The organism is Vibrio sp. 378 (assembly GCF_033339435.1).
The window spans coordinates 1-17,789 of sequence record NZ_JAWOUO010000016.1 but is presented as its reverse complement, the minus strand read 5'-3'; the positions used below and the strand labels follow the sequence as shown (position 1 = coordinate 17,789).

21 protein-coding genes are annotated in these 17,789 nt (G+C 47.1%); 10 read left to right on the top strand and 11 right to left on the bottom strand.

Going from position 1 to position 17,789, the window contains the following annotated elements; all coding sequences use genetic code 11:
- Positions 1-174 precede the first annotated feature (174 nt).
- Positions 175-441 (bottom strand): YihD family protein, encoded by a 267-nt coding sequence (locus tag R7Q48_RS20810; RefSeq protein WP_005379040.1) that lies wholly within the window; start codon positions 439-441, stop codon positions 175-177.
- Between the two features lie 166 nt (positions 442-607).
- A complete protein-coding gene (locus tag R7Q48_RS20805; protein ID WP_005379043.1) occupies positions 608-775 on the bottom strand; it encodes a hypothetical protein in 168 nt (55 codons plus the stop codon).
- Between the two features lie 296 nt (positions 776-1,071).
- On the opposite strand from R7Q48_RS20805, the gene R7Q48_RS20800 reads away from it, so the two are divergent.
- Both R7Q48_RS20800 and trhA read left to right on the top strand, forming a co-directional pair.
- On the top strand, positions 1,072-1,878 hold the full coding sequence (locus tag R7Q48_RS20800) for a sporulation protein (RefSeq protein ID WP_005379045.1): 807 nt from the start codon (positions 1,072-1,074) through the stop codon (positions 1,876-1,878).
- A 70-nt stretch (positions 1,879-1,948) separates the two neighbouring features.
- On the top strand, positions 1,949-2,602 hold the full coding sequence (trhA, locus tag R7Q48_RS20795) for a PAQR family membrane homeostasis protein TrhA (protein ID WP_005379047.1): 654 nt from the start codon (positions 1,949-1,951) through the stop codon (positions 2,600-2,602).
- A gap of 33 nt (positions 2,603-2,635) precedes the next feature.
- Here the strand turns inward: trhA and R7Q48_RS20790 are convergent, their stop codons facing one another.
- The 6 genes from R7Q48_RS20790 to def form a co-directional block, all read right to left on the bottom strand.
- Positions 2,636-3,220 carry a DUF3157 family protein gene (locus R7Q48_RS20790; RefSeq protein WP_169629131.1) on the bottom strand — a complete coding sequence of 195 codons (585 nt, stop codon included), beginning with the start codon at positions 3,218-3,220 and terminating at the stop codon, positions 2,636-2,638.
- A gap of 26 nt (positions 3,221-3,246) precedes the next feature.
- Positions 3,247-4,692 (bottom strand): TrkH family potassium uptake protein, encoded by a 1,446-nt coding sequence (locus R7Q48_RS20785; protein WP_017821575.1) that lies wholly within the window; start codon positions 4,690-4,692, stop codon positions 3,247-3,249.
- A 9-nt stretch (positions 4,693-4,701) separates the two neighbouring features.
- Positions 4,702-6,078, bottom strand: a complete 1,377-nt coding sequence (gene trkA, locus R7Q48_RS20780; protein ID WP_005379062.1) for a Trk system potassium transporter TrkA — start codon at positions 6,076-6,078, stop codon at positions 4,702-4,704.
- A 63-nt stretch (positions 6,079-6,141) separates the two neighbouring features.
- Positions 6,142-7,425, bottom strand: a complete 1,284-nt coding sequence (rsmB, locus tag R7Q48_RS20775) for a 16S rRNA (cytosine(967)-C(5))-methyltransferase RsmB (protein WP_213894298.1) — start codon at positions 7,423-7,425, stop codon at positions 6,142-6,144.
- 80 nt (positions 7,426-7,505) lie between these two features.
- Positions 7,506-8,453 (bottom strand): methionyl-tRNA formyltransferase, encoded by a 948-nt coding sequence (gene fmt / locus R7Q48_RS20770; protein ID WP_053308102.1) that lies wholly within the window; start codon positions 8,451-8,453, stop codon positions 7,506-7,508.
- 33 nt (positions 8,454-8,486) lie between these two features.
- The gene (gene def / locus R7Q48_RS20765; protein ID WP_005379068.1) at positions 8,487-9,005 is read right to left on the bottom strand and encodes a peptide deformylase; all 519 of its coding nucleotides are present in this window, start codon (positions 9,003-9,005) and stop codon (positions 8,487-8,489) included.
- 138 nt (positions 9,006-9,143) lie between these two features.
- Between def and R7Q48_RS20760 the strand changes: the two genes are divergently transcribed.
- The 4 genes from R7Q48_RS20760 (at position 9,144) to R7Q48_RS20745 (ending at position 12,459) form a co-directional block, all read left to right on the top strand.
- Positions 9,144-10,238 carry a LysM peptidoglycan-binding domain-containing protein gene (locus R7Q48_RS20760; RefSeq protein ID WP_017821578.1) on the top strand — a complete coding sequence of 365 codons (1,095 nt, stop codon included), beginning with the start codon at positions 9,144-9,146 and terminating at the stop codon, positions 10,236-10,238.
- Positions 10,222-11,331 (top strand): DNA-processing protein DprA, encoded by a 1,110-nt coding sequence (gene dprA, locus R7Q48_RS20755; RefSeq protein WP_213894300.1) that lies wholly within the window; start codon positions 10,222-10,224, stop codon positions 11,329-11,331. The genes R7Q48_RS20760 and dprA overlap by 17 nt, the downstream gene beginning before the upstream one ends.
- Before the next feature lie 2 nt (positions 11,332-11,333).
- Positions 11,334-11,813: a DUF494 family protein gene (locus tag R7Q48_RS20750; RefSeq protein WP_005379074.1), complete on the top strand. Its 480-nt coding sequence runs from the start codon at positions 11,334-11,336 to the stop codon at positions 11,811-11,813.
- Between the two features lie 76 nt (positions 11,814-11,889).
- Positions 11,890-12,459, top strand: coding sequence for a type I DNA topoisomerase (locus R7Q48_RS20745; RefSeq protein WP_053350677.1), 570 nt, complete (start codon positions 11,890-11,892; stop codon positions 12,457-12,459).
- A gap of 65 nt (positions 12,460-12,524) precedes the next feature.
- Here the strand turns inward: R7Q48_RS20745 and R7Q48_RS20740 are convergent, their stop codons facing one another.
- Together R7Q48_RS20740 and purE are read right to left on the bottom strand one after the other, a co-directional pair.
- The gene (locus R7Q48_RS20740) at positions 12,525-13,658 is read right to left on the bottom strand and encodes a 5-(carboxyamino)imidazole ribonucleotide synthase (protein WP_225474240.1); all 1,134 of its coding nucleotides are present in this window, start codon (positions 13,656-13,658) and stop codon (positions 12,525-12,527) included.
- A gap of 4 nt (positions 13,659-13,662) precedes the next feature.
- The gene (purE, locus tag R7Q48_RS20735) at positions 13,663-14,148 is read right to left on the bottom strand and encodes a 5-(carboxyamino)imidazole ribonucleotide mutase (RefSeq protein WP_005379082.1); all 486 of its coding nucleotides are present in this window, start codon (positions 14,146-14,148) and stop codon (positions 13,663-13,665) included.
- A gap of 199 nt (positions 14,149-14,347) precedes the next feature.
- Between purE and R7Q48_RS20730 the strand changes: the two genes are divergently transcribed.
- From R7Q48_RS20730 to R7Q48_RS20715, 4 genes are all read left to right on the top strand, one after another.
- Complete coding sequence (locus R7Q48_RS20730) at positions 14,348-14,905, top strand: L-threonylcarbamoyladenylate synthase (protein ID WP_256903349.1); 558 nt, start codon at positions 14,348-14,350, stop codon at positions 14,903-14,905.
- 47 nt (positions 14,906-14,952) lie between these two features.
- Entirely contained in the window at positions 14,953-15,870 is a 918-nt protein-coding gene (gene hemF, locus R7Q48_RS20725) for an oxygen-dependent coproporphyrinogen oxidase (RefSeq protein WP_053350839.1), read from the top strand.
- 101 nt (positions 15,871-15,971) lie between these two features.
- Positions 15,972-16,805 carry a shikimate dehydrogenase gene (gene aroE / locus R7Q48_RS20720; RefSeq protein WP_005379088.1) on the top strand — a complete coding sequence of 278 codons (834 nt, stop codon included), beginning with the start codon at positions 15,972-15,974 and terminating at the stop codon, positions 16,803-16,805.
- A 3-nt stretch (positions 16,806-16,808) separates the two neighbouring features.
- Entirely contained in the window at positions 16,809-17,072 is a 264-nt protein-coding gene (locus R7Q48_RS20715; protein WP_005379090.1) for a DUF1488 domain-containing protein, read from the top strand.
- Between the two features lie 7 nt (positions 17,073-17,079).
- Here R7Q48_RS20715 and R7Q48_RS20710 read toward each other — a convergent pair whose 3' ends face one another.
- Positions 17,080-17,628, bottom strand: a complete 549-nt coding sequence (locus R7Q48_RS20710) for a gamma carbonic anhydrase family protein (RefSeq protein ID WP_005379096.1) — start codon at positions 17,626-17,628, stop codon at positions 17,080-17,082.
- Between the last annotated feature and the right edge of the window lie 161 nt (positions 17,629-17,789).

Below are 17,789 nucleotides of genomic sequence, written 5' to 3'. Positions count from 1 at the left end.
ACAATCAATAACAATTCCGTTTCTTTAACGCAGTCAATGTTTAACAACAAAAATCAGTACAGTTAACCTGATAATTGGCTGAACAGTTATAACCAATTGTGGGACTAAAAACTTTGGTTATAAAAAAGCGACTCACAGAGAGAGTCGCTTAAAGAATACTGGCTGTTGAGCTGGTTATTTGATGATGCCACGAGCGCGTAGGATCGCCGTTTTAAAATCGTCCTCTTGGTCTTTTTTGAGTCCAGGGATCATTTCATCTTTGCTGCTATTACGCATTTTAAGGTGGTAGATCAGTACATCGTCGGTCAGATCTTCTAGCTTTCCTTTATAGCCTGCTTCTTTTGCCAGCTTAACGATGAACTGCAAGAGGTTCAGCTCTTGATCTTTATGCCATTCAGGCTCTAGTAGCTCAAGCAGCTCTTCAATGCGATGACACTTCATTTCTTTCTCCACAGAATTTATAGGTGTAATTAGCAGTAAAGGTACCAAATTGCTTTGCGAAGACCAAATAGGAAAAACTATCTCTTTCTCTGTAGTTTGTTTTATGTCTTTGAAGTTTTATGAATAGCGCGCAAAGAAAAAAGCGCAGCTGGCGCCGCGCTTTTGATTAAGCTGCTTTGATAACTTTGGCCGGAACACTCGACATCATTGCTGTCTTCTCAACCAATGTCATTGCTGGCGCAACTTGCTTTGCCTTTGGTGCAGTAGTAAAGCCACTGCGGCGGCGCATTGCACTAGTATTAGTGTGTGCGAACCTGACTGTTGTTGGGCGCATTAATTTACCTAACTGTCAGGCATATCCATTGCCGATGTAATGGCCTGAATCATTATGAGCTAGGCTCCAACAAGATTGAAGAATCACTCTTCTGGCTCTCGCCAATCCAGTTAATGAGTCAGGAATACCGATATGCATGCATATCAAGTGTAAGATTAGCATCCTTGTAATAATTGGTCGATAGTTGAGCAATTGAATTGTTTAGATTTTGTCATTTTGTCGCGATGTTCGAGGCAATTTTTGTTTGATCCCACGATCAGCAGTAGTAGTATGAGATCTCGATGAAGGAGGTGCCTATGTCATTTTTGAAGAAGACACTTGCCAGTTTTGGGATTGGGAGCGCGAAGGTCGACTCAATCTTAAACCAAGACGTGCTATACCCAGGTCAAAGTGTGGATGTGTCGATCCATGTATATGGTGGTGCGACTGAACAAGCGATCGACAACATTGATTTAAAACTCTGTTGCCGCTACATCGCAGAAGCCCCTGATGACCGTGGTGCGCGAGAAGGACACAGCATGCGCCGAGTACCTCAAACTCATGTGCTTGCTAAGTGGAGTCTCCCTTACGCATTTACCATCCATTCCGGCGAAGAGCGTACCTTCGATGTTAAGCTCGATGTGCCTTGGAACACGCCTGTCACCATTGGTGATGCCAAAGTATGGTTAGAAACTGGCTTAGACGTTGCTGCTGCTTTGGATCCGACTGATAAAGACATCCTCACCGTCCGACCTGATCCTCTGATGGATGCGGTACTATCTGCATTTGAAGCGCAAGGTTTACGAATTCGCCAGGTGGAATGCGAGGAAGTGAAAGGATTCGATCTACCATTTGTGCAAGAGTTTGAACTGGTGCCAACCGACGGACCTTACCACGGCGTGTGGCGCGAATTAGAATTTGTTGCCCACCGCAGTGAGCAAGAGCTCAAGTTGTGGTTTGAAGTTGACCGCACACGCAAGGGGCAAGGTGGCATGCTCGCGAGCTTACTGGGTAGTGGCAAACTCAAGCGAGAGCTGACCATTCCTGCCACGACTAAGCCAGATCAAGTTGGCGAACTGGTACTCAATTATCTCGATCAAACTACTGCCGTTCATGAGTCTTAATTTAAGCTTACACGTGTAAGCCTAATGTGCCATACTAGAGCAAATTTCAAACTCTAGTATAGGCGCATTGATGTCCGAGCTGCAGAAACCTCAATACAGTCAACGTGAAGAACTGGCCAATACCATCACCCACGGTATAGGGATGATTTTTGGTATTGTTGGCTTGATACTGCTGTTAGTTAAAGCCATAGACCATCAAGCTGACACTTTAACGCTTACCAGTATGGCGATTTATGGTGCGAGTATTATCGTGCTATTTTTGGCCTCGACGCTCTATCATGCGATCCCTCATCCCAAAGCGAAACGTTGGCTAAAAACCTTCGACCACTGTGCTATTTATCTTTTGATAGCAGGCAGCTATACCCCTTTCTTGTTAGTCAGCTTAAGAACACCTCTAGCATTTGGGTTGATGATCGTTATTTGGAGCATTGCGTTGATCGGCATCATCATGAAAGTTGCGTTCGTCTATCGATTTAAAAAGCTTTCTTTGATGACGTACTTGGTGATGGGATGGTTATCGTTGATTGTGATTTATCAATTAGCTATTAACTTGGATGTCGGCGGACTTACACTGCTTGCCGCTGGTGGAATTGTGTATTCACTGGGGGTGATTTTCTACGTTGCGAAGCGCATTCCTTTTAACCATGCGATCTGGCACGGCTTTGTTTTGGCTGGCTGCGTGTGCCATTTCTTTGCGATTTATTACTTTGTTGAGCCTATCTAGCCGATAGGCTCAACAAAGAATATTAAACACGTATTAGCGAGTTTTTACCTCTAGCACTTTGGCAGAAAACTGGTATTGCTGTGATTGCGGTACAGCCAATTTAATGCTCTTACCTTGTTCCGCTTGCTGTGGTCGCAGGTAGGTATCCGCCATGCGCTTGATGGATTGCCAAACAGTCACGTTTTCTTTTGCCAGTTGCTGACCAGACATATCAAACACTTGCACCTCAACTTCCACTTGAATGACAGATTGAGAGCTTTGGTTAGTGATTGATGTAGGTAAAATAAGCTCACCGCTTTGATAGCTTGCTGAACCAATCAATATATCCACACCTGAATCTGATAGCTGCATGGTTGGCTTTTTGGCGTTTACCACCACGGTCGTGCCAACGGTTTTCGTTACCACAGGAATTGTCGCAATCGCAGGAGCTGCGATTGTTTCAACTACGCTTGCTGTTGTTTGTGTCTCCGTCGCTTGCTGCGCCGGTTTTTTCATGACGTACTCCCAGGTAAAGTCATCGTTCAACTTCACTTCTCGACCATCGGCTAAAGTGATGACCTCGGCGGCGTATGTGGATGAGGCGGCAAGTAGGGTCGCCAGAGTAATCCATGTTTTCATTGTTATACCTTTTAATTAGAGTCTGCTTAGCGGCGCCAAAACGCAGGAAAGAACAGTACAAGAATAGTCAGAATTTCCAAGCGGCCCATTAACATCCCAAAGCTTAAGAGCCATTTGGCAGTATCGGGCAGAGGCGCGAAGTTGCCTGTCGGGCCAATCACACTGCCCATACCAGGGCCAACATTGGCAACGGCGGTGATTGAGCCAGAAATACTGGTCACAGGGTCGAGGCCAAGAGCACTTAAACAACCCGCGATAAAGATAATGGTGATAAAAAACATCAAGCCAAATGCCACCACTGAGCGAACAATATCATCATTCACCGGTCGCTGGTTATAACGCTGTACAAACACTCCTGAAGGGTGAATCAACTTCATCATTTGTTTGTTTAGCAGCGTCATTGCAATTTGGAAGCGGAAGATTTTGATCCCGCCTGACGTTGATCCTGAGCATGCTCCCGCCATCATTAAGAATGCGAAAAGAGTGGTGGGTAATGCGCCCCACGCGGTGAAGTCCTCTAAGCCAAAGCCGGTTGTGGTGACGACAGAGACGATATTAAACATCGACACTCGCAGCGCATCCAGAATGGTGTATCCATCTCGAATCACTAACCAGGCTGAAATCACTAAGCTTGAGAACACGAACAGGTACGCAAATCCTCTAACTTGAGCGTCGTTAACCAACACATCAATACGGCGTTTACGTAACGCGGCGATAAAGAGCAAAAACGGCAAACCACCTAAGAACATAAAGGTAGTGGCCACCCAATGTGCGCCATTAGAGAAGTGGTTCATTGACCCATCAGATGTAGAGTATCCACCCGTCGATAGCGTAGTAAAGGCATGGTTGATTGCTTCGAACAGGTTCATGCCGGTGATCAAGTAGCCCAAAATACATAGGCCCGTTAGCATTAAATATACCGCTACGATGTTTTTGGCGACCGTTTTCGCTCTTGGACTACTTTTATCCGACCAATCTGATGATTCGGTTTGGAATAGCTTCATACCACCGACATTCAGCATAGGTAACACTGCTACCGCCATCACGATAAAACCAATGCCACCAAGCCATTGTAAAATAGAGCGCCACAGCAATATGCTCGGCGCCATGTTGTCTAGGCCACTGAGCACCGTTGAGCCCGTCGTGGTGATACCCGACATCGTTTCGAAGTAGGCGTCGGTGAAGCTGATGTGGTTGATAAACACAAATGGCAAGGCGGCAAACGCACTCGCGATGGTCCAAACCAAACTGGTGATGAGGAACATATCGCGTACGCTGAGCTTGAACTTGGCGGTTCGACCTATCGTTAGGCAGATGAAGGCGGCAAGGTGCGTGATCACAACGGCTTGGGCGAAATCGAGGAATCCCCCCGTACCGGTAAAGAAAGCGACCAAAGTCGGCACGTACATAAACAGGGCCAGTTTGGATAAAACTAGCCCGATAACAAACAGTACGGGACGTAAGTTGACCATAGGAAAATCCTAGAGGAAGAATGGACTCGGCTGGAATAGCGCTTCGACGTCTGATACGTATTTTTTGTTGACCAGGAACATCACCACATGGTCATCCTGCTCGATGACCGTACGGTCGTGGGCAATAAGAACTTCTTCGCCACGAACGATAGCACCAATGGTGGTCCCAGGTGGAAGTTTTATATCTCCAATCGCACGTCCAACCACTTTAGATGTACTTTCATCACCGTGAGCGACGGCTTCAATCGCTTCCGCAGCGCCGCGGCGAAGTGAGGACACGTTTACGATATCAGCGCGACGAACGTGCGTTAGCAAGGCTGAAATAGTGGCTTGCTGAGGTGAGATTGCTACATCAATTACGCCGCCTTGTACCAGGTCTACATAAGCGCCACGTTGGATCAGCACCATCACTTTTTTAGCGCCCATGCGTTTTGCCAACATTGCAGACATGATGTTGGTTTCATCTTCGTTGGTCAGCGCGATGAAGACGTCGACTTGGTCGATGTTCTCTTCCGAGAGAAGCTCTTGGTCTGCCGCATCACCGCAGAACACGATGGTATTTTCTAGTTGCTCAGAGAGCTTTTCTGCACGCTGGTAGTTACGCTCAATCAGTTTCACGCTGTAAGTTTGCTCTAGGCGTTTTGCCAAGCTTGCGCCGATGTTACCCCCGCCAACAATCATGATGCGGCGGTACGGTTTTTCTAGACGCTGAAGCTCACTCATCACTGAGCGAATATGATTACTTGCTGCAACGAAGAACACTTCATCGTCGGCTTCAATAATCGTGGTGCCTTGTGGGCGAATCGGGCGACCCTGGCGGAAAATAGCTGCCACACGGGTATCAATGTGCGGCATGTGCTCACGCAAAGCAGATAGCGCATTACCCACCAACGGGCCACCATAGTAGGCTTTCACCGCCACTAGGCTGACTTTCTGTTCAGCAAAGCTCACCACTTGCAGCGCGCCTGGGTATTGGATCAGACGTTCGATGTAGCTCGTAACGAGTTCTTCTGGTGCGATAAGGTGATCAACAGGAATAGCGCCAGATTTAAACAGGGCTTCTTTTTCTGCCAAGTATTCTGGAGAGCGAATACGCGCAACGCGGTTTGGGGTATTGAATAGAGTGAACGCGACCTGACAGGCGGCCATGTTGGTTTCATCAGTGTTGGTTACTGCGACGAGCATATCGGCGTCTTGCGCGCCAGCTTCGTGTAGCACGTCTGGATGGCTCGCATGGCCATTGACCACACGTAGGTCGTATTTGTCCTGCAATTCACGCAGTCGGTCGGCATTATTGTCGACGATGGTGATGTCGTTGTTTTCACCCACTAGGTTTTCTGCCAGTGTGCCGCCAACCTGACCTGCACCAAGAATAATGATCTTCATACTCTTTTCTCGTATCTGAAAAAGGCGATTGAAATCACTCCAATCGCCCTATTTAGCATGCTGTTACGCGTGTGTTTTAGTTAGCACTGCGTAGTAGAAACCATCCATATCTTCTTCGCCTGGTAGAATTTGACGACCAGGCTGGTCGGGATCAGAATCCAGCAGTTGCGCATCCGCGGTACGTGCTAAAAACGCTTTTACTTGCTCCACGTTTTCTTGCGGTGTGATTGAACAAGTCGCGTAAACCATGGTGCCGCCGGGCTTCAGTTGCGTCCACATGGCATCAAAAATTTCACTTTGTAGCTCTGCTAATGCGGCGATGTCGTCTGCACGACGTAGCCATTTGATGTCTGGGTGACGACGAATCACGCCAGTCGCAGAACATGGGGCATCCAGCAAAATGCGATCAAATTGCTCGCCTTGCCACCATTCTTGTGGATTACGCGCATCACCGCAAACCACTTTTGCCTGAAGGTTGAGACGCTTCAGGTTTTCATGCACACGTTTCAAGCGTGTGTCGTCGCAGTCAATCGCGACCACTTCACTGCCCGACGTGCGCTCTAGAATGTGCGCCGTCTTGCCACCTGGCGCTGCACAGCAATCTAAAATCAGTTCGCCGTCTTGTGGTTTTAGGTAGTTGATCGAAAGCTGCGCCGCCGCATCTTGGACCGAAACCCAACCTTTTTCAAAACCAGGTAGCTTCATCACATCACATGGTGCGGCCAATTTTATGGCGTCCATTGCTTCTGTGTGTGGCGTGCTATCAATGTTTTCATTTTTGAGCAGCGCAAGGTATTCATCACGAGTGTGGTGTTGATGGTTCACACGCAGCCACATTGGTGCTTTTTGGTTGTTCGCTTCAACAATGCTTTCCCATTGCTGTGGGTAGGCCTCTTGCAGCAGTTTTAGTAACCAGCTTGGGTGACCGTACTTGCCAGCGTTGTTGCTGACGGCCATTCGGTCGAGTTCTTCTTGGTTGCGTTGGTAGTTACGCAATACAGCGTTAATCAAACCACGCAGACGAGGACCTTTCAGCTCTTTAGTGCCTTCAACCGTTTCACCAACTGCTGCGTGCGCAGGAATACGCATGAAGCTCAGTTGGTAAATACCAACCAGAATTAGGTGATGGAATACACGTTGTTTGCCTTTGAGGGGCTTATCCATCAACTGGTTTGCGATCATTTCTAGGCGAGGTAGGTAACGTAGCGCACCGTAACAGATCTCTTGTAGCAGAGCATGGTCACGAGGTCGTACCGTTTGCTGAGCCGCTGGAAGAGCGCTTGAAAGTGAGTGGCCCTTGTCGACGACAAGATACAGGACGTTAGCAGCCGCAGCGCGAACATTCATGATGAGTACCTTAAAGTAAAGGAGGGCATCTCTGCCCTCTAAAAGTTCGTATAATTGGGGATAATAACCCCTAGTATGGCTTAAACCAGCAGAGTGCCAACTTCAAACCAAGCAGCACGCGAATTCAGAATATCCTGAACTGACATGGCTTTTTTGCCAGGAACTTGCAGTTGCTCTAGCACCAGTACGCCGTCGCCTGTCGCAACATAAATACCGGTTTTATCTGCTTGCACGATGGTGCCGGCTGGCTTGTCACTGGTTTGCTCTGCCACACGGCTTTGCCATACTTTGATGCTGTTTTCTGCCGCCTCAAAGTGGCTCATTGGCCATGGGTTAAATGCACGAACGCAGCGCTCAATGTGCGCCGCATCGTCGTTCCAGTTGATGCGTGCTTCTTCTTTGCTGAGTTTTTTCGCATAGTTCGCTAGCTCATCGTCTTGCTTCACTGGCACTGCTTTACCCGCAGCAATGTCTGCTAGGCAGTCAATCAGGGCTTCTGGACCAAGCTCAGCCAATTTTTCGTACATTGAAGCGCTGGTATCTGTCGCTTCGATTGGCAGAGTTGCAATCTTCAGCATATCACCAGTGTCGAGACCGATGTCCATCTGCATGATGGTCACGCCAGTTTCTGCATCGCCCGCCCAAATAGAGCGTTGGATTGGAGCCGCACCACGCCAACGAGGTAGGATAGAACCATGTACGTTGATACAACCCAGTTTAGGGGTATCAAGAACCGCTTGTGGCAGCAGCATACCGTACGCCACGACAACCATGAGGTCGGCGTTCAGATCGGCAAGTTCTTGTTTCGCTTCGTCGGACTTAAAGCTTTCAGGTTGGTAAACCGGGATATTGTGTTCTAGCGCCAGTTGTTTTACCGGTGGCGCAGCCAATTTTTTGCCACGACCCGCTGGACGATCTGGGTTTGTGTAAACCGCGATGACTTCATGCTCCGAAGACAACAACGCCGCCAAGTGACGGGCGGCGAAATCCGGAGTACCTGCAAAGACAATTCGTAAAGACTGACTCAAGGTAGACTTCCTTCTAATTGGTATGGTTCGAGATTAAGCGTTTTGCTGCTTCTCGTTAAAGCGTTTGATTTTCGCTAGCTTGTCCTGAATGCGTTTGCGTTTCAGTGGTGATAGGTAATCCACGAACAGCTTACCTTGTAGGTGATCAAGCTCGTGTTGAACACAAATCGCTAGCAGGTCGTCGGCTTCAAAGGTGAACTCTTTGCCATCACGATCCAGTGCTTTAACGGTAACTTCTGCAGCGCGAGGCACAAGTGCGCGCGCACCTGGTACCGACAGACAGCCTTCTTCGATGCCATCTTCGCCACGCTTTTCCAGAATCTCAGGGTTGATTAGCACCATCGGCTCATCGCGAGTTTCTGAAATATCAATCACTACGATACGTTTGTGGATATCAACCTGCGTTGCAGCAAGGCCAATACCTTCTTCGTCGTACATGGTTTCAATCATGTCATCGACGATTTTTTGAATCTCAGGTGTCACCGCTTCAACAGGCTTTGCGACTGTGCGCAGGCGATCATCCGGGAATGTTAATACTTGTAATACAGACATATTCACTCGAAATATTGAACTGTGCCGAAACAGCACAAACCTTGTTGGCTCAATTCTAGACATTTTATAGCCTAAATGACAGCATCCTTGCACCAATTTCCATTCTGGTTCCTGCTTAATAGACCAAGGACGAGGGTCATGAATCGAATTTTCCGCAACGTTGCCAGTGTTACGTTGCCGTTACTTTTCTCTTTCAACGCTGTAGCAAATGTGGATGCGAACCCACTGACTGTTAAAGATGATGCGCCACAAACATATGTAGTTGTGAAGGGCGATACGCTATGGGATATTTCGGCCATGTACTTAGATAGCCCGTGGTTGTGGCCTCGTTTATGGCAAGTAAACCCGGAAATCGATAACCCTCATTTAATTTATCCCGGTGACAAGCTGTCTTTGGTGTGGATTAACGGTCAGCCCGTGTTGAGCCTAAAACCGGTTAAGAAGCTGAGCCCGAAAGCTCGCATCACAGAAAAGAAAGCCGTACCAACGGTCGCGGAAGGTTTGGTGATGCCTTACCTTAAATCGGATCGGTTGCTAGATAAAGATTCGTTGAACAGAGCAGCAAAAGTGATGGGTAGCAGCAAAGGCAGTAAGTATCTGACTGCAGAAGATGTGCTGTATATCAATGGCAATCAGACCGCGACAGGTTGGGCTATTTACCGACCAGTAGCTACCTTTTCGCGTGACGATGTGTCCGAAGAGATTACCGCGCTGCGTTTGATTGCCAAAGGCGAGCTCGTTGAAGCTTCGAGTGATTATTCAGGTTTGAAGCTTACATCGCAAATGCAAGAAATCCTACGTAACGATATCGCGTTGCCAAATCAATCGGTTGAGAATACTGACTTCACGACTACGTTCTATCCGCTGCCGTCGCCACAAGGCAGTTCTGCAAAGTTGCTAGGTAATATCGAAGGTATTCGCTTTAGTTCAACTAACCAAGTCGTGGTGATTGATAAAGGCACGTCAGACAATCTCAAGCAAGGCAGTGTGTTTGATTTAAAAGAAGACGCGCACCCAGTTTACAAAGACGGCGATGAGTTCAAGAAAGAGTTTGGCGTGCTTGATAAGAAAATTACTTTGCCTCAAAGCAAAGTTGGTGAGTTGCTGGTCATTCGTCCTTATGAGTACTTTAGCTTGGCACTGATCACTAACAGTACGAAACCCATTAACCAAGATATTTCGGTGGTGTCACCGTTGGCGGACGAATTAACCATCGATGAATCGACGAAATAACGATGATCTCGCTGCCTGGTTAAAACTGAGTTGTTTGCCAGGCATTGGCGGCGTCAAAATGAATAAGCTACTGGCAAGAGACACGCCACGTAACATCGTAAACTTCTCTCCTGAACAGCTACAACAACTTGGGTTAACAACTAAGCAAATTCAAGCTTGGGCTTCAACAGATAAAGAAGTCGATGCTTGTTTAAGCTGGCTTGAGGCTTCTACAAATCATCATATCCTGACACTGACTGACCCGTGTTATCCACCTCAGCTCAAACAAATCGTTGCACCGCCACCTCTACTTTTTGTTCAAGGAAACCCTACTTGTCTTTCTCAGCCACAAATCGCGATGGTTGGAAGTCGAAATGCGAGTATTGATGGATTACAGCATGCACGTCAGTTTGCTGCAGAGTTTGTTCAGCACGATTTTATTGTCACCAGTGGTCTCGCTTTAGGCATTGATGGTCATGCGCATGATGGTGCGTTGCAAGCGGGTGGTAAGACGATTGCGGTGCTAGGATCTGGCTTAGAAAATATTTATCCGGCACGTCATCGTGGTTTAGCGCAACGTGTTATTGAACATGGGGCTTTGGTGTCTGAGTTTCGGCCTAATGCCAAGCCGCGCCCAGAAAACTTCCCGCGTCGTAATCGTATTATTAGTGGATTATCGCTTGGTGTACTGGTCGTCGAGGCGGCGAAAAAGAGCGGCTCGTTAATTACAGCTCGTTACGCGCTTGAGCAAGGTCGAGAAGTATTTGCGCTGCCAGCGTCAATCAATGCCCCCAATGCCTGCGGTGGAAACCAGTTGATACGTCATGGCGCTTGCCTCGTAGAAAAGACGAAAGATGTCTTAGATGAAATACAGTCCTTGCTTGATTGGTCTATTAATCAGAGTACCGATTTATTTTCTACGTTAAATGATGAAGAAGAATTGCCATTTCCTCAGCTGTTAGCTAACGTAGGAAGTGAAGCTACACCGGTTGATATTCTTGCAAACAGGACCAATATACCTGTCCAAGAAGTCATGATGCAGCTCTTAGAGTTAGAACTCTCTGGGCATGTCGTTGCGGTTTCAGGTGGCTATATTCGAAAGGGGAGGGGCTAGCTATGATGATGGATATACTGATGTATCTATTCGAAACCTACATCCATAGCGATGCAGAGTTACAGGTCGAACAAGACGAGTTGGAAGAAGAGTTGCTTCGTGCAGGCTTCCAACAAAAAGATATCTACAAAGCCCTTGTCTGGTTAGAAGAGCTTGCCGCATTGCAGCAAAGTGACACCTCTTCTGCAATCTCGACTTGCATGGCTTCGTCATCAACTCGTATCTACACAGCGAAAGAGATGCAGCGTTTAGATTTGGAATGCCGAGGATTTCTATTGTTTCTTGAGCAAATCAATGTGTTAACCACAGAAACTCGCGAAATGGTGATTGACCGAGTGATGGGATTAGAAACGAGTGAGTTTGAGCTTGAAGACCTCAAATGGATCATTCTGATGGTGCTGTTTAATGTGCCTGGCAACGAAAACGCTTACACGCTAATGGAAGAGCTGTTGTACACCAAGGAACAAGGGATTCTTCACTAACCATCTGGGCAAGTTCGAGTTTAACTAGAATAAACGCGAGCTTGTCTTTTTGTGTGTTTTTCACGAAACGGTAAGTATGAGTAGTAAAATCGACAACACCCTTTTCTCTGCCCATGAACACGCTTTGGAGCACGAGCCGTGTCCAAAATGTGGTGGTGAGCTGACTCTCAAGCACGGAAAACATGGCCCATTTCTCGGCTGTAACCATTACCCAAGCTGTGATTACATTAAACCGCTACACAGCAATGATGGGCACATCGTGAAAGAGTTGGGTGTGCCTTGTCCTGAGTGTGGCAATGAGTTGGTACTCCGCCAAGGGCGCTACGGCATGTTTGTCGGTTGTAGTAACTACCCGGCTTGTCATCATATTGAGTCGATTAATCAACCAGAGCCAGAGGCGCAGTCACAAGAGCAACACGCTTGCCCTGAATGTGGCAAAGGACATTTGGTTGAGCGTAAAACCCGATTTGGCAAAACCTTCTACGCGTGTGATAACTACCCTAAATGCAAATTTGCTGTGAACCTTGCTCCGGTCAAGGGGCGATGCGAAGAGTGTGGTTTTACTCTGTTGGTGGAGAAGAAACTTGCCAGTGGTGTGAAATTGCAATGTGCTAATCGTAAGTGTCAGCACACCCAGCAAGGGTAAATACATCAAAGGAATTAAAAAGGGTCGCATCGTGCGACCCTTTTTTGTTTTTTTGCTGCCAAACGTTAGTGTTGAGGCTGTTTAGCGAACGCTTGCACGGCTGGGAAAGCTATTGGGTCTAAGATGTCTGCCAGGGCGCACAACCTACGGTGCAATTCTCCTGGGTAGTCGCCACACACGTTGATGTGTCCCATCTTGCGACCTGCACGTTTCTCTTTGCCATACCAATGAAGGTGGCAACCATCCATTGATAACAATGCATCTGGTAGTGTGTCTTCACCAAGAATATTGATCATTGAGGTTTCACGAACCAATTTCGTACTACCTAATGGTAAGCCGCACACTGCGCGCAGATGGTTTTCAAACTGACACGTTTCTGCACCTTGCTGTGTCCAGTGACCAGAGTTGTGCACGCGTGGAGCAATCTCATTCACTAAAAGTGCCCCATCGACATCAAAGAACTCAAGCGCTAATACGCCAACGTAATCTAGGCTATCTGCGACTGCCGTGAACATTTGCTTTGCTTGTTCCTGTAACCCTGGCGCATCAATCGCAGTAGAAAGACTCAATACACCGTTGGTGTGAACATTCTCTGCCAGAGGGTACACTTCCACACTGCCATCTTTGCTTCGAGCACCAACCAGTGATACTTCGCGGTTAAAAGGAACAAACTCTTCAGCAACAATCGCTTGAGTTGGTGTTGCCGCGATGCACTCTGCCATCTCAGTCCAAATGTCGTCGACTTGAGAAGCTTCTTTTAAGCGCCATTGGCCTTTACCATCGTAACCACCTAATGCACTTTTCAGAACCATTGGCATACCAACGTGTTCAATTGCGCGGTCAAAGTCTTCACGAGTTTCAATGACGTAGTATTTCGCGTTGCGCACGCCGGCATCATCAAGCAGTGCTTTTTCAATACGGCGATCACCACCTGCTTTGATGGCTTGCGTACTTGGTAGGAACTTGCCGCTCGCTTCGCAAACCTTGAGCACGTCATGTGGAATATGCTCGAACTCGGCAGTAATCACATCAACTTGCGTAATCGCATTTTCCAAACCATGGCCAAGTACCTGTTGAGTTAAAGGGTGAACGACATCACCGTTGGTGACATCGTAAGCTGAAATTTGAATATTCAGTGGCGCACCAGCCAGAGACATCATACGAGCCAACTGACCCGCACCAAGAACCAGTACATGCATCTGATTAATCCTCTGCAGGGTTTGGATTTGCGAGAACTGTTTCCGTTTGCTCATTACGGAATGCTTCTACCTTCGCCATGATGTTTTCATCATGAGTGCCTAGGATTTGCGCTGCTAGGATACCGGCGTTTGCTGCGCCCGCTTCGCCAATCGCCAATGTACCAACCGCAATTCCCTTTGGCATCTGTACAATAGAAAGCAGTGAATCCATACCTTTCAGTGCACGAGACTGAACGGGAACCCCAAGCACTGGCAAACTAGTAAACGCCGCCGCCATACCTGGTAGGTGGGCTGCACCACCTGCGCCTGCGATGATAACTTTGATGCCGCGTTCTTTTGCGCCACTGGCGTAGTCAGCCAGTAATTGAGGAGTTCGGTGTGCTGACACGACTTTTGTTTCGTAAGGCACGCCAAATTGGTCTAGCATGTCCGCTGCTAGTTTCATGGTTGGCCAATCGGATTTAGAACCCATGATGATACCGACTTTCATCTCAAACTCCTTTAAGCTGCAAAAATTAGGTGAGCTATAAATTTGTGCGCATTATACGGGGATTTTTATCTCAAGCAAACGTTTGCGTCTTGTTGTTGGCGCTATTGATACATTTTATAAAAAAATTGCTTTAGTGTCTGAGAATGAATATTTGTACACTTAGTGAAAACAACACAGTCAAACAAATAGGAAGTAATCGGTGGATAACTTTGAACAAGTGCTCGACGCACTCAAGCAAGGCGAAGTGATTGCCTATCCAACAGAAGGGGTTTTTGGTGTCGGATGTGATCCAGATAACCCAGAAGCAATTCAAAAGCTATTAGAGCTCAAGCAGCGTCCGGTAGAAAAAGGGCTGATTCTCATCGCGGCAAGTTATGATCAGCTCTTGCCTTATATTGATGAATCTCAGTTGACTGAAGAACAATTACAGACTGTTCATGCCACTTGGCCAGGCCCATACACTTGGATCATGCCAGCGAGCGATAAAGTATCCAACTGGGTTTCAGGGCAGTTTGATTCAATTGCGGTTCGTGTGACTGATCATCCTTTGGTGCAAAAAATGTGTAATGCATTCGGAAAGCCGTTAACCTCTACCAGCGCGAATCTTTCCGGCTTACCACCGTGTATGACCACGGAAGAAGTCGAAGAGCAGTTGGGTGATAAGCTGGTCGCCATTCTTCGTGGCGAGACCAGCGGTCGTGATAAACCCAGCGAGATTCGTGACGCCAAAACTTCACAAATATTAAGACAGGGTTAACCCTGCTAGCCAGCCATCATTAGGTTTCACGTAATAGGTAATAACGTATGTCAGCGATCGATAAGCACGCCGTAAAGCAGTTCTTGATGTCACTTCAGGACTCCATTTGTCAGCAGTTAGAACAAGAAGATGGAAAGGCCGTCTTTGTCGAGGATGCATGGCATCGTGAACCGGGCGAACGTCTTGGTGGCGGTGGGCGCTCACGTGTTATGCGTGATGGCCTTGTTTTCGAGCAGGGAGGCGTGAACTTCTCGCATGTGGAAGGGAAAGAAATGCCAGCATCTGCGACAGCGCATCGTCCAGAGCTAGCGGGTCGTCGTTTTGAAGCGATGGGTGTTTCTTTGGTTATTCACCCTAAAAACCCTTATGTACCGACTTCACACGCCAATGTCCGCTTCTTTATTGCAGAAAAAGATGGCGAAGACCCAATTTGGTGGTTTGGTGGTGGTTTTGACCTAACGCCGTTCTATCCATTTGAAGAAGATTGCCAATCATGGCACGACACTGCAAAACTGCTTTGTGCGCCATTTGGTGACGATGTTTACCAAGAGCATAAAGCATGGTGTGACAAATACTTCTTCCTACCACATCGTAATGAAACTCGCGGTGTTGGCGGTTTGTTCTTTGATGATCTAAACCAGTGGGAATTTGATAAGTGTTTTGCTTACATCAAAGCAGTCGGTGAAGGCTATTGCCAGGCTTACTTGCCGATCGTTTCTCGTCGTAAAGAGATCGAGTATGGTGAGCGTGAGCGTGAATTCCAACTATATCGTCGCGGCCGTTACGTAGAGTTCAACTTAGTGTATGACCGTGGTACCTTATTTGGTTTACAAAGTGGTGGGCGTACTGAGTCGATTCTGATGTCAATGCCGCCGCTCGCTCGCTGGGAGTACTGCTACGAGCCAGAAGCGGGATCGCCAGAAGCTGAACTTTACGAGCGATACCTAACGCCCCGAGAGTGGTAAGCACGGAATCTCCTTTTCTATATAGATAGATAGTGATAGGGTCATCTGTAATCAGGTGGCCCTGTTTTCTCTATATCTAAGTAAGGAACAAAGGTAAGGAAATGACCCAGCAAATCGATCGCTATGCCGTGTTTGGTAATCCTATCGGACACAGTAAGTCGCCATTCATTCACACCTTGTTTGCTCGTCAAACTAATCAATCTTTGGTGTACACCGCAGAAAGTGCACCTGTTGATGGTTTTATTGACGCGGCGAAGGTGTTTTTTGCTGAAGGTGGCAAGGGGTGCAACATCACTATGCCATTTAAAGAAGATGCTTATCAATTTGCTAGTCGATTGACAGAACGGGCTCAGTTAGCAGGCGCGGTAAATACCCTCAAGAAGTTAGACGATGGTGAAATCATCGGTGACAACACTGATGGTGCAGGTTTAGTGCAAGATCTGCTTCAGCATCAGGTTGTATTGGAAGGCGCGCGAATCCTAATTATTGGCGCTGGTGGTGCAGCTCGTGGTGTTATTAAGCCACTACTTGATCAAAAGCCGACCTCTTTAACCATTACCAACCGTACCTTTAGTAAAGCACAGGAGCTTGCAGAGCTGTTTGTCTCTCACGGTCCTATCCTCGCCAAAGAGATAGCAAGTATTGATGAAGAGTATGATGTCATCATTAACTCCACATCCGCTTCTCTTAGTGGTGAACTGCCGACTATTTCATCCTCCATCTTTGCCGCTAACAGTACAAGCTATGACATGATTTATGGCAAAGGGGTGACGAGCTTTAACTTATGGGCAAAAGAGAATGGTGCCGCTCATGCGTATGACGGTCTTGGAATGTTAGTTGGGCAGGCTGCGGAAAGCTTTATGCTCTGGCGTGGCTTACGTCCTGGTGCCAAACAAATTCTCAGAGAACTAAGAAAGAACCTTGAAGGTCAATAAGCGATGAATCAATCCATCTTATTCCCAGATATTCAATCATGGGATGAAGTATCACAATCGGTAAACTTTTCGGCGCAACAATCAGGCGCACTAATAGAGTGCTTTGTGACGAAACAAAAGTTAGAAAAGCTCAGTGGTTCACTGATTGAAACTGAGCAAGCGGCAATTAAAGTGTTTACTGATTACCGATTTGACCTAGAAGAAATGGCTGAAGAGCTAATAGAAGATGAAGCCTTCAACGAAGAAGGCCATATCATCATCGGTTAACAGGGTTTTAGTTCAAGTCTTTTACTTCATTTAAGTAGTCGTTTTTGTTCTGCACATAGTTGTTGGCAGACTTTTGCAAGAAAGCTCGTTCTTTTTCTGATAGAGGGCGAGCTTGTTTTACTGGGCTTCCAACATATAAGTAGCCACTTTCTAATACTTTCCCAGGTGGCACTAAACTGCCTGCTCCGATCATCACCTCTGACTCAATTACAACAGCATCTAAAACAATAGCTCCCATACCAACCAAAACACGATCGTGGATCTCACAACCGTGCAGCATCACTTTGTGGCCAATCGTAACGTCATTACCAATAATCAATGGGTAGCCGTTTGGGTTTTCGGCGTTCTTATGGGTGACATGCAAAACACTGCCATCTTGAATATTCGTTCGATCACCAATGTGAATGTGGTTTACATCGCCTCGCGCTGCTACCAATGGCCAAATGCTAGAATCATCGCCAATTCGGATATCACCGACTAAAACAGAGGTTGGGTCAACGTAAACACGCTCACCAAGTTCAGGCTTTATACCTTTGTAGCTTCTCATTGAGCTCATCTTTTTTCCTTATTCAGGGCGATTACAGGGTATATGGAGGTAGAATAGTAGTGAAAACTCGCCTTTTAGAATAAAAAACACCCAAACGATAAAAAAATCAAAAAAAACGAGAAAAAGGGCTTGCCAATGTGATCGCAATCTCTATAATGCCACCTCGCTGA

Bases quoted from the DNA above. Each gene is read 5' to 3' on its own strand.
- hemF (WP_053350839.1), top strand. From the start codon at position 14,953: ATGTCAGCGATCGATAAGCACGCCGTAAAGCAGTTCTTGATGTCACTT.
- trkA (WP_005379062.1), bottom strand. From the start codon at position 6,078: ATGAAGATCATTATTCTTGGTGCAGGTCAGGTTGGCGGCACACTGGCA.
- R7Q48_RS20785 (WP_017821575.1), bottom strand. From the start codon at position 4,692: ATGGTCAACTTACGTCCCGTACTGTTTGTTATCGGGCTAGTTTTATCC.
- R7Q48_RS20790 (WP_169629131.1), bottom strand. From the start codon at position 3,220: ATGAAAACATGGATTACTCTGGCGACCCTACTTGCCGCCTCATCCACA.
- R7Q48_RS20805 (WP_005379043.1), bottom strand. From the start codon at position 775: ATGCGCCCAACAACAGTCAGGTTCGCACACACTAATACTAGTGCAATG.
- purE (WP_005379082.1), bottom strand. From the start codon at position 14,148: ATGAAAGTCGGTATCATCATGGGTTCTAAATCCGATTGGCCAACCATG.
- rsmB (WP_213894298.1), bottom strand. From the start codon at position 7,425: ATGAATGTTCGCGCTGCGGCTGCTAACGTCCTGTATCTTGTCGTCGAC.
- aroE (WP_005379088.1), top strand. From the start codon at position 15,972: ATGACCCAGCAAATCGATCGCTATGCCGTGTTTGGTAATCCTATCGGA.
- R7Q48_RS20710 (WP_005379096.1), bottom strand. From the start codon at position 17,628: ATGAGCTCAATGAGAAGCTACAAAGGTATAAAGCCTGAACTTGGTGAG.
- R7Q48_RS20810 (WP_005379040.1), bottom strand. From the start codon at position 441: ATGAAGTGTCATCGCATTGAAGAGCTGCTTGAGCTACTAGAGCCTGAA.
- R7Q48_RS20750 (WP_005379074.1), top strand. From the start codon at position 11,334: ATGATGATGGATATACTGATGTATCTATTCGAAACCTACATCCATAGC.
- R7Q48_RS20800 (WP_005379045.1), top strand. From the start codon at position 1,072: ATGTCATTTTTGAAGAAGACACTTGCCAGTTTTGGGATTGGGAGCGCG.
- R7Q48_RS20740 (WP_225474240.1), bottom strand. From the start codon at position 13,658: ATGCATGTACTGGTTCTTGGTGCGGGTCAGTTGGCTCGTATGATGTCT.
- R7Q48_RS20745 (WP_053350677.1), top strand. From the start codon at position 11,890: ATGAGTAGTAAAATCGACAACACCCTTTTCTCTGCCCATGAACACGCT.
- R7Q48_RS20715 (WP_005379090.1), top strand. From the start codon at position 16,809: ATGAATCAATCCATCTTATTCCCAGATATTCAATCATGGGATGAAGTA.
- R7Q48_RS20760 (WP_017821578.1), top strand. From the start codon at position 9,144: ATGAATCGAATTTTCCGCAACGTTGCCAGTGTTACGTTGCCGTTACTT.
- def (WP_005379068.1), bottom strand. From the start codon at position 9,005: ATGTCTGTATTACAAGTATTAACATTCCCGGATGATCGCCTGCGCACA.
- trhA (WP_005379047.1), top strand. From the start codon at position 1,949: ATGTCCGAGCTGCAGAAACCTCAATACAGTCAACGTGAAGAACTGGCC.
- dprA (WP_213894300.1), top strand. From the start codon at position 10,222: ATGAATCGACGAAATAACGATGATCTCGCTGCCTGGTTAAAACTGAGT.